Below are 12,466 nucleotides of genomic sequence, written 5' to 3'. Positions count from 1 at the left end.
ATGTCTTCAAACCTCAATGTCAGGCGAAAACGCGGCCGCCGTAGAACTCGGCGGCCGCCAATGGCGACGCTATATTCGCCCGAGAACAACCAGAATGATCACGATGATCAGCACCAGCCCGAGGCCACCGCCGCCATAGTAACCAGTGCCGTAGAAGGGGCCGCCGCCGAGGCCGCTGAAGCCGCCGAGCAACGCGATGATCAGGATGATAATAAGAATGGTACCCAGGCCCATATGCCGTCTCCTTCGCTGCCGCGCCGTTCACGGCGCGGCTCGAAGAACTAAACTCCCAGCAAGCCTTCCTGTTCCCGGGCGATTTTCATCCGACGGCTAAGGAACGAAAGCCATCATCACGGCGTTTGCTGAGGTTCAGGCCCAAGCTGAGCGTGCCATCGCGCGCGCTGGGCGGCGCGTAGAATTCAGAATTTACGCGGGATCGCCCTTAAGGCGGCCGGCGGCTCGTCCACCCGAACGCGCCGGCAGGCGTGACGCCGGGCTTACGCTGGAAGGCGAGCTGAAACGTGTCGACATCTGAAGCCGAATTGGTCGACGACGAGTTTTGGCCCCGCACTATTTCCAGTCGAGCCGAACCGGCAGCAGCTCACGTCGCCTTGCCGGCCAGCGCGCCTATGTCTTCCTCGGCAATATCGTCGAACGATGCGTAGTTCATGTTGTAGAGCCTGGCATAGAGGCCCTTGGCCGCCATCAGCTGCTCGTGGTCGCCGCTTTCGACGATCTCGCCGTTCTGCAGCACGATGATGCGGTCGGCGCCGCGTATGGTCGCCAGCCGATGGGCGATGACCAGGCCGGTGCGCCCCTCCAGCAGCGTGACCAGCGCCTTCTGGATCAGCATCTCGGTGTAGGAGTCGATGCTGGCCGTGGCTTCGTCGAGCACCAGGATCTTGGCATCCGCCACCAGTGCGCGTGCAAAGCTGATCAGCTGGCGCTGGCCGAGGGACAGATTGCCGCCGCGCTGTTCGAGCTCGGTGTCGTAGCCGTCAGGCAAATGCTCGATGAAGTCGTGCGCGCCAACGGCTTGCGCGGCGCGCACAACCTCTTCGCGGGTAGCCGATGTCTTGTGGTAGCGGATGTTCTCCAGCACCGTGCCGGAAAACAGGAACGGCTCCTGCAGCACCATCGCCACCTGATCGCCGAGCGAATCCTGCGTCACGTCGCGCACATCGTGGCCGCCGACCCGCACCTCGCCCGACCAGACATCATAGAAGCGGTGCACCAGCGCCATGCAGCTCGACTTGCCCGAACCGGTGGGGCCGACAAGCGCAACCGTCTCGCCCGGATTGACGCGGAAGGAGATGTTTTTCAGCACCGGCTGGTCCTGCCGGTAGCCGAAGGTGACGTTCCTGAACTCGACCGAACCGTCCATGTCGCGCGTCAGCGTCACCGCGCCCTGTCTGTCGCTGACATCGACCGGTACGTCCAGCACTTCGGAGATGCGTTGGCCCGACGCCATGGCGCGCTGCATGACCGAGTACTGCATGGTGAGCGAGCGGATCGGGTCGAAGAAGCGCTGGATATAGAACAGGAACGCCACCATGACGCCGATGTCGAGGCTGTGCGACAGCACCATCGAGCCGCCGACGACGATCACGGTTGCCATCGCAATGCCGGTCAGCGTGTCGACGATCGGCACCATCACCTGCGCATATTTGGCCGAGGTCAGGTGAGCCCTGAGATTGGCCAGCACCTTCTCGTCATAAAGGTCGAAATTGACGTGCTGGCGCTCCAGGCTCTGCACCGTGCGAACGCCATGGATGCCTTCGGCCAGCGCGCCATTGGCGATCGAGTTGGTCTCATGCGCGGCCATGAAGGCGACCTTGGCGCGCGGCAGCCAGAACAGGCGCACGATGAACAACGCCGGCATGGTCGACAGCGTCAGCAGACCGAGCCGGAAATCGAGCCACAAAAGCACGCTGACGATGCCGAACAGCAGCACGATGTCGCCCACCGACATCACCGAGGTCTCGAGGAATTCCTGCATGGAATTGACGTCGCCCTGCAGGCGCGACATCAACCGTCCCACTTCGGTCTTGTCCATGAAGCTCAGCGACACACGCTGCAGATGGCTGAACATGGCGCGGCGCAAATCCGACAGCACATTCTCGGCCACCTTGCCGACGACACTTTCCTGGACATAGCTGGCGCCATAGTTGATCAGGATGATCAGAGCGAAGGCGCCGATCGCCCAGTTCATCACCGAGCGGTCGGCCTTGCCCGCGGCCATGCCGTGGTCGATGGCGTAACGGATGACCAGCGGGATCGCCAATTGCGTCAGCGTGAACACCAGCACGGCGGCAACCGAGATGAAGATCCGGCCCTGATACGGTTTCACGAAGCTCCAGATGCGGCGCACGATACGCGGATCGTAGACCTTGCCGAAGACCTCTTCCTCGTCGCGGTGCGAACCGACAACGGCCCTGGTGGGCCGCCGGCTGGTGTCTTCCTTCTGGTCGTCGTTCTGTGTCGACATCATGCGGCTCCCACCGCCACCGGCAAATCGTCGTCCGACCGCAGCTGCAGGTCGTAAAGCGCGCGGTAGCGTCCGCCGAGCGCCAGCAATTCCTGGTGCGTGCCGCGCTCGGCGATGCGGCCATTCTCGACGAACAGGATCTGGTCGGCATGCATCAGCGAGCTCAGCCGGTGCGAGATGATCAGCGTCACGCGGTCCTTGGCGAAACGCTTCATCGCGGTGCGGATTCGCTGCTCGGTGCCGGCGTCGACAGCCGCGGTGGAATCGTCGAAGACCAGCACCGAAGGCCGCAGCATCAGGGTGCGGGCGATGGTCAGGCGCTGCCGCTGGCCGCCGGAAAGCGATGACCCGCGCTCGCCCACGACCGTGGTGTAGCCGGCCGGAAGCCCGATGATGTAATTGTGCAGCTGGGCGTATTCAGCCGCCTGCCCGATGCGGGTCTCGCGCGCCCACGGATTGCCATAGGCGATGTTGTTTTCGATCGAGGTGGTGAACAGGAAGGCGTCCTGCTGCACGACGCCGACCGCCTTGCGCAGCGATTGCAGCGTGACCTCGCGGATATCTTGCCCGTCAATCGTGATCGCGCCCGACGTCACGTCGTAGAAGCGCGGGATCAGATGCGCGATGGTCGACTTGCCGCTGCCCGGCGGGCCGACAATGCCGACGGTCTCGCCGGACCTGGCCTCGAAGGAAATGCCCGACAGCGCCGGCCGGCCGCCGGCGCCCGCGTAGCGGAAGCCGACATTGTCGAAGCGCAGCACGCCTTCGGTGACCACGAGATCCTTGGCATCAGGCGCATCCTCGATGTCAAGTTCGGCGTCAAGCAGTTCGAACAGCCTTGTGCCGCAGGTCGAGGCGCGGGCGAACGAGTTGACCATCAGCCCGAGCTGGCGCACCGGCATTTGCAGGATGGTCATGAAGGTGAGGAATTGGGCCAGCGTGCCGACGCTGATCTGGCCTGCGATCACCTTCTGGCCACCGAACCACAGCACCAGGCCCATGGCCGCCAGGAAGGAAAAATTCATGGCGCTGGTGTTAGAGACGCGGATGTCGACGCGCTGGTCGGCAAGCTCCAGCGCCGACTTCTTGGCGCGGTCGAATTTTTCCAGCTCATGCCGCTGCGCCGCAAAGGCGCGCACGACGCGGATTCCGCCGAGGTTCTCGTCCATCACCCGGCTCAGCACTGACAGCCGCTCCTGCAGCGTCAGCCAGGTGCTGCGCAGCCTGAGCTGTGTGACCGAGGAGCGCCAGGCGACGAACGGCACGAAACTCAGACTGAGCAGCCCGAGCTCGAGATCGGTGCTGATCAGGAGATAGGAGCCGACGCCGATCAGCACGCCGAGCAGCACCACGCGCAATATGCCGGTGGAAAAGAACATGCGCACGCCGTCGAGGTCGAGCAGGCCAAGCGTAATCAGGTCGCCGGTATGCACCCGGTCATGGAAGGAGAAGCTCAGCCGCTGGATCTTCTCGTAGAAGGCCAGGCGCAGCTCATAGCCGGTGCGGTGGCCAACGGCCTCGCCATAATAATTCTGCGCCATGGTGAAGAGGCCGCGCAGAATGCTGACGACGAGCAAGGTGATCGCCGTCGTCCACAGCGCCTGCTCAGCCGCCACGCCGCCGCCTCCAGCCATCACGCCTTGCGCCTGGTCGATGGCGTGGCCGAGCAGGCGCGGGATGAACAGCTGCAGCGTCGCGGCGATGAAAGTCGAGGCGATGGTGATCGCAACTTGCCAAGGATGGCGCAGCGTCATGCGCACGATGCGCAGCAGCGTGCTGAGGCCCTTGCCCCAGGACGCCTCCGCCACATGGGCAAACGATTTGCCGCGCTTCGCCGCGCCGCTGGTTGCGTCCCTTGCCAAGGAAATATCCAATCCGGTCCGGACATTAGCCCAGACGAATGAAGAAGACTCAGTTTCAGATGCCGCGATGGTACGCCTCCATTTTGACCGTTCAAGGGCCAATGGCGGTATCGCACTGTGCCTGGAAGGGGCTGATCGTCCGCGGCTGCCTAAGCCCGTGTCGGCGTTAGAGGCGGCAGGCTCGTCACTTTAGGCCGATTGAAAAGATGCGAGCATGCGGGTTGCGCCAACCGCCATCATGCGTGACCTCGGCCAATATGATCGGCTGCGGGACCGAGCGCCGTGAGCAGCGCCTTGCCGCTTTCCAGCGTTGCATTCTGGTGCGGGGCGCGCAGGTTCAGCCAGCGTTTGTCGCCGGAGCGCACCGCCAGCACTGCCTTCATCGCCGGGATCAGGCCGGCATCCTGGATCACCTTGCGGAACGCCCTGATCGCGGCGTCCGCTTCCGTGACGTCTTGGCCAGCGATCGTCGCGTCGTAGAGGGCGCGGATGGCCGCAGCGTTGAGATTGACGGTCGCGGAGATACAGCCCGCAGCACCACTGGCGAGCCCCTTGGTCAGTTGCGCCTCCGAGCTGGGGAACACCGCGACGTCGGGTGCGGCGGCAATCACCGCCGCCGTGTTGTTCCAGTCGCCGGCGCTATCCTTGTAGGCGACGACCGTCTCTGGAAACGCCGCGCTCAACCGGGCGGTCAGGGCAGGGCTTACCGGCACGCCGGAGTTCTGCGGGATGTGGTAGAGAATCATCTTCAGCGCCGGGTTGGCCACCCGTTCGATCAGCTCGCTGTAGTAGCGTGCTTGGCCTTCATCCCCGGCGGCCGTGTAGAAGAATGATGGCAGCACCATCACGCCGGCGCAGCCGAGGCCGACCGCGTGCTTCGACAGTTCGACGGTTTCGGGGAGTGCGGTGACGCCGGTGCCGGGCATCATGCGCGCCGGCGAAATGCCGGCCTCGATCAGCCATTCCAGCGCCTGCATGCGCTCATTGAGCGAGAGCGACAGTGCCTCGCCCGTGGTGCCGAACGGCGACAGGAAATGCGCGCCCTGGCCCAGCACCCATTTGGCGTGTGAGATCCACAAGTCACGAGCAATCCGACCGTCATTTTCGAACGGTGTCAGGATCGGGGCGATGGTTCCTTGCGGGCGGGTCATGTCGGTCCTTCCATCGGTGCTGGAAATCAGCTTGGCATAGAGCATACGTACGATGCGATCTGCCAGAGGCGGATCTCTTGGGCCACCGCGCCGGCCGTGGGAAAACTTGCGGGTCATTGCCGCGAAATTCTGGCCCTTCGGTCTGCCGCAACCAGATGACGCCGGCGTCAATGGGTTGCAAATGGACCGGGGTTGCAAATGGACCAGGGTTGCAAGTGGACCAGCCAAGCCCGAAATTTCGAACAGAGACAGATCCGGAAACGGCATGCACCCACGATTGCTCAAGACCTTCCTCGCCGTGGCGCGGCACCGTAATATCACCCGTGCAGCGCGGGAGGTTCATCTGGCGCAGTCGAGCGTCAGCGACCAGATCCAGTCGCTGGAAAGCGAACTTGGCGTCGTCCTCTTCATCCGCTCGCGCCACGGCCTCGACCTGACGACGGCCGGCGACGCGCTGAAACCCTATGCGGAAGAGATTCTGCAACTGGCGGAGGAGGCGCGTATTGCCGTCGAGGCAACGACGGGAATGACCGCCGGAACAGTTACGGTCGGCGCGCTGGAGACGATTGCCACTGTCAAACTTCCGCAATGGCTGGCGGCCTTTCGAGGCGACCACCCGGAGATCGGTCTGCGGCTCAAAATCGCCGGCAGCGATGCCCTGCTGCGGCAGCTCGAAGAAGGCGAGATCGACGTCGCCTTCTGTTTCGACAAAGGCGGTCTGGACGAACGTCTGGCCCGGCGCACGATATCGGCCGAGCCGCTGGTCCTTGTCGCCTCACCCGAACATGCGCCCGCATCGGGGCAGAGCGACCTGGCCGCGCTCGCCGCGATGCGTTTCGTAGTGACGGAAACCGGATGCGTCTACCGGCATCTGTTCGACACTGCCTTTGCCGAGATGGCAGCGCCAGAACTTGCCGCCGAAGTCGGCAGCATCGGCGCCATTGCGGGCCTGGTGGCGACTGGTGTCGGCATGGGCCTGGTGCAGCGGCTGGCCGTTGCCGACGCGCTCGATCGCGGCGAGATCGTCGAATTGCCGTGGCCGGGGTCGGCCCGCACGGCGTCGCTGGTCCTGATCTGGCGCCGCCGGCGGGTTCAGCCGCCGGCGCTGAAACTGCTGCTGGCGGCCGCGGCCAGGAATTTCGCTGCGCTCAGATCAGCCGGTGACCGCCCTCGACATGCAGAACCGTCCCTGTCGTGAAACCGTTGCCCATCAGAAAGGCGACGGCATCGGCAATGTCGTCCGGCTGTCCGACGCGGCCGACCGGCAGGCGCCTGGCCATTGCATCGAGCGTCTCGTCCTTCTTGTCGCCGGCCACAAAACTCCAGATCGGCGTGTCGACCCAGCCCGGCGAGACGGCGTTGACACGGACCGGCGCCAGCTCGACCGCCAGCGCCCGCACCAACCCTTCCAGCGCAGCGTTGACGGCGGCAACGACCGAGCCGCGCGCCGCCGGCCGGTAGGCGGCAATGCCTGAGGTGAAGGTGATGGAGCCGTTGGCCGAAAGCTGCGGCGCGCCATGCTTGGCGAGCAGCAGCGGCCCGTAGAATTTGCTTTCGACGACTCTCTGCGCCGCCTTCAGGTCGATCGCAGGCAATAACTCATAGGCGCCTTCGATATCGGCGGCGGTGCTGACGATATGGTCGAGCCGGCCAATTCGCTTGAACAGGTCAGCGACCTGATCCTCCCTGGCGATATCGGCCGCGATGGCGCTCAGACCGGCATGGTTCCGCAGCGCCTCGCCGGCACGCTTGAGCCTGGCTTCACTGCGGCCGACGATGATGACTTCGGCGCCTGAGTCCAGGCACCGCCTTGCCAACGCGAGCCCCATTCCGGAGCTGCCGCCGACGATAGCGATTTTCGATTTTGAGATGTCTGTGTCTGCCATGTTTCCGTTCCTGTCCTGAACCGCTCCGGGCGAGAGTTCGCAGGCCGGCGGCAGGCGTGGAAACGGAAGAAAGCGATAGTGCCATCGGAGACTCCGATGGCATTATCGTCGATAGGAACCGACGCGGGCCACTCCGTCGAGTGGCCCACCTGTCAATAGAAGTGCGCTCAATAGCCGACCGTAAAGCGCTGCTTGATATGCGCCGGCTTTTCGATCTCGTCGGCCATGACGATGGCGTAGTCCTCGAAGGAAATGCTGCTGCCCTTGTCGGACGTCAGCAGCGTGTCCTTGCCGATGCGGTATTTGCCGGTCCGCTCGCCGGCGACGAACAGCGCCGAAGGCGACAGCAAGGTCCAGTCGAGATCGTCGACCGTCCGCAGCGTGTCGAGGAAGTCGGCGCCCTTCTGCGCCTCGGCCTTGTAGATATCAGGGAAGGTCGGCGTGTCGACCAGGCGCTTGCCGGGCGCAACCTCAAGGCTGCCGGCGCCGCCGACGACGAGGTAGCGTTTGACGCCGGAAGCACGCACGGCTGCGATAAGCGTATCGGGATCGCTGTCGAGGAAATGAACCGAGGAGATCACCGCGTCATGACCCTTGATCAGGGCGGCAAGGCCATCCTTGTCGAAGAGGTCGCCCTTCTTGGCAGTCACGCCCGGAAGTGCCGCGATCTTGTTTGGATGCCGGGCAATGGCGGTGATGCTGTGCCCGCGATCGGAGAGTTCCTTAAGCAGGCGGGAGCCGACCTGGCCGGACGCGCCGATAAGTGCGATTTTCATGGGGATGTCCCTTTCGTCTGGGGAGAATTTCATCTGGGGAGAATTTCTGGGACTACGCCGCCTCGATGTGAGCGACGAGATTGTCGTAGCTGCCGAACAGCGCGTTGGCGCCGATCAGGCGCGGCGCCGTTTGGCCGATCACCGCCAGCGCGGGAACGCCATTGGCATGCAGCCGCTGGAACAACATCCGCCCGCGGCTGACCAGGTCGTGATGCTTCGCCAGAAACGGCTGCGTCGGCGCTTTCAAGAGCTTTGCCGCGTCGCTCATGCCGGCGTCGGTCAGTACCGCGGCGACGCCGTCAACCGTCACAATATCGCGGCCGTCGACATAGCGCGCATGCTGGATCGCCTTCAGTGCCGCAAGTTCCTGGCGCCAGTCGTCCAGCCCGGCGGCGTTGATGCCCATGGCGGCAGCGGAAGAATCGAGCAAGGTGCCGCTGACATTGAGCACATTGTCGAGATAGGCCTGGCTGAAGCGCTGTCCGCTCAGCCGCGCGATGCGCTGGTCATTGTCCCAGGCGTGGGCGGCAAAACCTGCATCCAGCGGCCGCGCGCCGGCACCGGAGAAAAGCCCCACCGGCAGCAGTTGGAGCGCGGTCCCGCCGGCGGCCAGTCGATCCAGCATCGGCGTGGCGCCATAGCACCAGCCGCAGAGCGGGTCGAAAAGATAGGTTAGGGTTGCATTGGTCATGGCGGCCTCATTCTGTTGCCCGATAGATGACAGCTGGACCGCTTGCGAAAAATAGCGATCAATCATACAAACTGTCCGATAAAATCAGACAATGAGCGGCCTGTGACCGAACTCCTCAATCTCAATCGGCTTGTCTACTTCGCCACGGTGGTGGAGACCGGCTCGTTCACGGCCGCTGCCGACCGTCTCGACGTTGCCAAGGCTGTGGTCAGCCATCAGGTCGGCAAGCTCGAAGAAGAGCTCGGTGCAACGCTGCTGCGGCGCACGACCCGGCGCGTGACGGCGACCGAAGAGGGTCGTCTGTTCTATGACCGGACCGCGATCATCCTGCGCGAGGCGGAGGCAGCCTATGGCGACATTTCGCAGCGAGCGGCGCAGCCGACGGGGACGCTGCGGCTGACGGCGCCGCTCGATTATGGCGAGAAGGTGGTGGCGCCGACCATCGCCGCCTACATCAGAAAATACCCGAAAATGCGGGTCGAGACGATCTTCGACGATGCGGTCAGCAACCTGGTCGACGAGCAGATCGATCTTGGCATCCGCGTCGGCTGGCTGGCCGATTCCAGCAATCTGGCACGGCGGCTGGGCAGCCTGCAGCAATTCGTTGTCGCCAGCCCGGAACTGGCCGAGATGCTGCCTGGGAATGCCGGGCCCAGGCAGGCGAAGTCGCTGCCCTGGGTCGGCAACGCCCAGTTGCGCGGGGTGGGCCAATGGCTGTTCTCGAGGGGCACGGAAACGGTGCTGGCCGAACTCAATCCTGTCGTCAGTTGCGACAAGACACCGGGCGTTCTGTCCTGCGTGCTGGCCGGCATCGGCCTCGGCATCTTTCCGGATTACAGTGTCGCCGACGACATTGCGCGCGGCCGGCTGGTGCGGGTGTTCGCGGACTGGACCTTGCCGTCCGGTGGCATCCATGCCGTCTTCCCGCCGGCGCGCTTCAGGCCGGCCAAGGTGCGCGCTTTCGTCGACTTGCTGGTTGCGGCGGAAAGGCGGCGGGCGCGCAGTGCCGTTACAGGCTGATTTCGGCGCTGGCTATGGTAATCAGGGAACCTTTGTTCGGCCCACGCTTTTGGATATGCTGCGATTCCGAACCGTCAGAAGGGTATTGCCGATGACCATCAAGATCCTCGCGACCTCCGCCCTTGTTCTCGCGCTTGGCTGCAGCCTGTCTACCGCAGCGCTCGCCAAGGAGAAGAAGCACCGCCATCGCCAGCCGGAACCGGAGCAACGCTACGTTCCCGCCCATCGCGACCTCTTCTATGCCCTGTTCGGCGGCCCGCGCTACTATGATAAGATGCTGGTCACCACGGCTGCCGGCCCCTGCTCCTACGACAGGGTCGGGCCGGACGCGAATGCGCTGAACAAGGTCAACGATCACCATTGCGGGAAGTAGAACGGCCCCAAAAGCGGGGCTGTCCTGCGCCTGTCGCGGGTTCTACCGGATGCCGGCCACCGCGAACTCGATAGAGATAGCCGATGACCGTCGAAAAATGGTCTCCGTCCGAAAGGAAGGCCGCTCGCAGAGCCTATGACGCAGCGCTGAAGGTGGCGCTCGACAAGACGCTGGCTGAACTCAAGAGCAGGGCCCACGTTGCGGCAACGCCTTCCGAAATGTGGGACGTCGAAGACTTTCTGCGGCAGCAGCGACGGAAGATCGACCAGATGTTCGACTATCGCTATTCACAGCTAATACAGGTCTTCGCCAATCTCATCCGGCAAGGCTATCTCGAGGAGAATCTCTTTGTTGGCTTGTCGGAAGACAAGCGGCAAACGATCCGAAAATACGCCAGCTGGAATCGCGAAGGGTAGGGGTCCTCTTCGGGGACCCTGGCGCTGCGCGCCGCGCAGTTTGAGCTCAGCCGTGGCTTGCCTCTCTGGCATCGGCGGTCGCGCCTCTGTCCTTGTCGTCCTGCGCCATCGCCAGCGGCGCACCCGGTTCGCCTTCCCACAGGATCAGGCTGGCGGCGCCGATCAGCCCGGCGCGGTCGCCGAGTTCAGCCTGCACGATCGGCACGTCGCGATAGGCCGGCATCGCCCGCTGCTGGATGACCGCTCTGATCGACGGTGCCAGAAGGTCGAACCCGTTGGAAAGGCCGCCACCCATGACAATCAGATCGGGCGAATAGAGATGCAAGACATTGGTGAAGCCGATGCCCAGCCATTGTGCTTCCGCCTCGATCAGGTCGAGAGCGTTGGCGTCGCCGGCCTTGGCAGCCTCTACGACATGCCTGGCCGAGACGTCGCCGTCATTTGACAGCCGTCGTAAGAGCGAGCCGTCGCCCGGCGCGGTCAGTCGCGTGGCGCGGCGGCCGAGCGCGGTTCCGGAGGCAACGGCCTCGAAGCAGCCGATGGCGCCGCAAAAGCAGCGGTCGCCTTCACCGGTGATGGTCATGTGGCCGATCTCGGCCGCCAGTCCGCGCCTGCCGTGATAGATGTGGCCATCGGCGACGACGCCGCCGCCAATGCCGGTGGACACAGTCACGAACACCAGCGATCCGCTGCCACGTCCGGCGCCAAAACGCCATTCGCCGAGCGCCGCCGCATTGGCGTCGTTTTCCAGCCGCACCGGCAGCCCGAAATGCCGCCCCAGAATGTCGATCAGCGGCACGTCGTGCCAGCCGGCCAGCGTTGGCGGCGCAATGACGATCCCCGCCTTGGGGTCGAGTGGCCCCGGCGCACCGACGCCGATGCCGGCGACGTTTGCCTGCGGGTGTTCCCTAAGCAGCGTGCCTGCCAGAGCGACGATCTGGCCGATCACCGCCTCCGATCCCGCACCGGCAAGCGTCGGCGCCGAAGCATGAGCGACGATACGGCCATCGCTCTCGACCAGCGCACCGCGCAGCGCCGTGCCACCGAGATCGAAGGCGAGCGCAAGCTTGGTCATCAGGCGGCGACCTCCAGCCCGTGCAGCCAGGCCATGCGCCGGGCAAGGTCGGGATCGCCGAAGGCCAGCGAGCCCAGCACCACGGTCTCCGCACCTGCGGCGCGCAGCAGCGGCACGGTCTCGTGGCGGATGCCGCCATCGGCGGCAAGCACGATGTCGGCCTCGCGGCCGGCTTTGCGCATCAGCGCGCGCGCCTCGATCAGGCGCGGACACGCCTGCTCCGACAGGCTCTGGCCCTTGACGCCGATGGAGGTGCCGAGCAGCGTCACGAACGCCACTTCCGCCAGGAAGGGCGTGACGGCCGCGACCGGTGTTTCCAGCCGCAGTACCACGCCGGCCTCGGCCCCGAGTTCATGCGCCAGTTTCACGGCGCGCAGGCCGGTCTCGCCGTTTTCGGCGTGCACGCTGATCAGGTCGGCGCCGGCCTCGATGAACTGGCGCGTCTGTTCTTCGACGATCTCGGCTTCGACCATCAAATGGACATGGATCGGCTTCGCGGTGAGCTTGGCGATGCGCGCCACCAGGTCCGGGAAGAACAGGAAGCCAGGGGTGAAGCGGGCGTCGGCGACGTCGATATGATGGACATCGGCATGGGTCTCGATGCGCTTCAAATCGTGCTCCATATTGGCGAGGTCGGCCGACCACAGCGAGAACTCGCCGATCAGCCGGTTGCGCGGCAGGGCAGCGATCGCGGCGGGGCCGGACAGGGGCTTGTTCGTCGTCATCGT

13 protein-coding genes are annotated in these 12,466 nt (G+C 64.5%); 4 read left to right on the top strand and 9 right to left on the bottom strand.

The window, feature by feature from the left end:
* Nucleotides 1-69: 69 nt before the first annotated feature.
* The 4 genes from NKJ57_RS17385 to NKJ57_RS17370 all read right to left on the bottom strand — a co-directional run bounded on the left by NKJ57_RS17385 (nt 70) and on the right by NKJ57_RS17370 (nt 5,501).
* Entirely contained in the window at nt 70-234 is a 165-nt protein-coding gene (locus NKJ57_RS17385) for a DUF3309 family protein (protein WP_023667887.1), read from the bottom strand.
* A gap of 367 nt (nt 235-601) precedes the next feature.
* The gene (locus NKJ57_RS17380; RefSeq protein WP_352511480.1) at nt 602-2,488 is read right to left on the bottom strand and encodes an ABC transporter ATP-binding protein; all 1,887 of its coding nucleotides are present in this window, start codon (nt 2,486-2,488) and stop codon (nt 602-604) included.
* Nucleotides 2,488-4,350 (bottom strand): ABC transporter ATP-binding protein, encoded by a 1,863-nt coding sequence (locus NKJ57_RS17375; protein WP_352511482.1) that lies wholly within the window; start codon nt 4,348-4,350, stop codon nt 2,488-2,490. The genes NKJ57_RS17380 and NKJ57_RS17375 overlap by 1 nt, the downstream gene beginning before the upstream one ends.
* A 236-nt stretch (nt 4,351-4,586) precedes the next feature.
* Nucleotides 4,587-5,501 (bottom strand): dihydrodipicolinate synthase family protein, encoded by a 915-nt coding sequence (locus tag NKJ57_RS17370; protein WP_031196228.1) that lies wholly within the window; start codon nt 5,499-5,501, stop codon nt 4,587-4,589.
* Nucleotides 5,502-5,766: 265 nt separating this feature from the next.
* On the opposite strand from NKJ57_RS17370, the gene NKJ57_RS17365 reads away from it, so the two are divergent.
* Nucleotides 5,767-6,699, top strand: a complete 933-nt coding sequence (locus tag NKJ57_RS17365) for a LysR family transcriptional regulator (RefSeq protein WP_352573737.1) — start codon at nt 5,767-5,769, stop codon at nt 6,697-6,699.
* Here NKJ57_RS17365 and NKJ57_RS17360 read toward each other — a convergent pair.
* From NKJ57_RS17360 to NKJ57_RS17350, 3 genes are all read right to left on the bottom strand, one after another.
* Nucleotides 6,650-7,387, bottom strand: a complete 738-nt coding sequence (locus NKJ57_RS17360) for an SDR family oxidoreductase (protein ID WP_023704776.1) — start codon at nt 7,385-7,387, stop codon at nt 6,650-6,652. The genes NKJ57_RS17365 and NKJ57_RS17360 overlap by 50 nt on opposite strands.
* 167 nt (nt 7,388-7,554) lie before the next feature.
* Nucleotides 7,555-8,163: an NAD(P)-dependent oxidoreductase gene (locus tag NKJ57_RS17355; protein WP_352511486.1), complete on the bottom strand. Its 609-nt coding sequence runs from the start codon at nt 8,161-8,163 to the stop codon at nt 7,555-7,557.
* A 52-nt stretch (nt 8,164-8,215) separates the two neighbouring features.
* A complete protein-coding gene (locus NKJ57_RS17350) occupies nt 8,216-8,854 on the bottom strand; it encodes a DsbA family protein (RefSeq protein WP_031196229.1) in 639 nt (212 codons plus the stop codon).
* Nucleotides 8,855-8,956: 102 nt separating this feature from the next.
* On the opposite strand from NKJ57_RS17350, the gene NKJ57_RS17345 reads away from it, so the two are divergent.
* From NKJ57_RS17345 to frp, 3 genes are all read left to right on the top strand, one after another.
* The gene (locus NKJ57_RS17345; protein ID WP_352511487.1) at nt 8,957-9,874 is read left to right on the top strand and encodes a LysR family transcriptional regulator; all 918 of its coding nucleotides are present in this window, start codon (nt 8,957-8,959) and stop codon (nt 9,872-9,874) included.
* Nucleotides 9,875-9,965: 91 nt separating this feature from the next.
* A complete protein-coding gene (locus tag NKJ57_RS17340; RefSeq protein WP_023686988.1) occupies nt 9,966-10,247 on the top strand; it encodes a hypothetical protein in 282 nt (93 codons plus the stop codon).
* Nucleotides 10,248-10,330: 83 nt separating this feature from the next.
* Nucleotides 10,331-10,663 (top strand): fluorescence recovery protein, encoded by a 333-nt coding sequence (gene frp / locus NKJ57_RS17335; protein WP_023695254.1) that lies wholly within the window; start codon nt 10,331-10,333, stop codon nt 10,661-10,663.
* Nucleotides 10,664-10,709: 46 nt separating this feature from the next.
* Here frp and NKJ57_RS17330 read toward each other — a convergent pair whose 3' ends face one another.
* Together NKJ57_RS17330 and NKJ57_RS17325 are read right to left on the bottom strand one after the other, a co-directional pair.
* Nucleotides 10,710-11,738, bottom strand: a complete 1,029-nt coding sequence (locus NKJ57_RS17330) for an ROK family protein (RefSeq protein WP_023695255.1) — start codon at nt 11,736-11,738, stop codon at nt 10,710-10,712.
* The gene (locus tag NKJ57_RS17325; protein WP_031202456.1) at nt 11,738-12,463 is read right to left on the bottom strand and encodes a ribulose-phosphate 3-epimerase; all 726 of its coding nucleotides are present in this window, start codon (nt 12,461-12,463) and stop codon (nt 11,738-11,740) included. The genes NKJ57_RS17330 and NKJ57_RS17325 overlap by 1 nt, the downstream gene beginning before the upstream one ends.
* Between the last annotated feature and the right edge of the window lie 3 nt (nt 12,464-12,466).

This window comes from Mesorhizobium sp. M0077, assembly GCF_040322955.1.
Lineage (GTDB): Bacteria > Pseudomonadota > Alphaproteobacteria > Rhizobiales > Rhizobiaceae > Mesorhizobium.
Note: the sequence above shows the minus strand (reverse complement) of the source record. Positions and strands in the feature narration are given on the sequence as shown.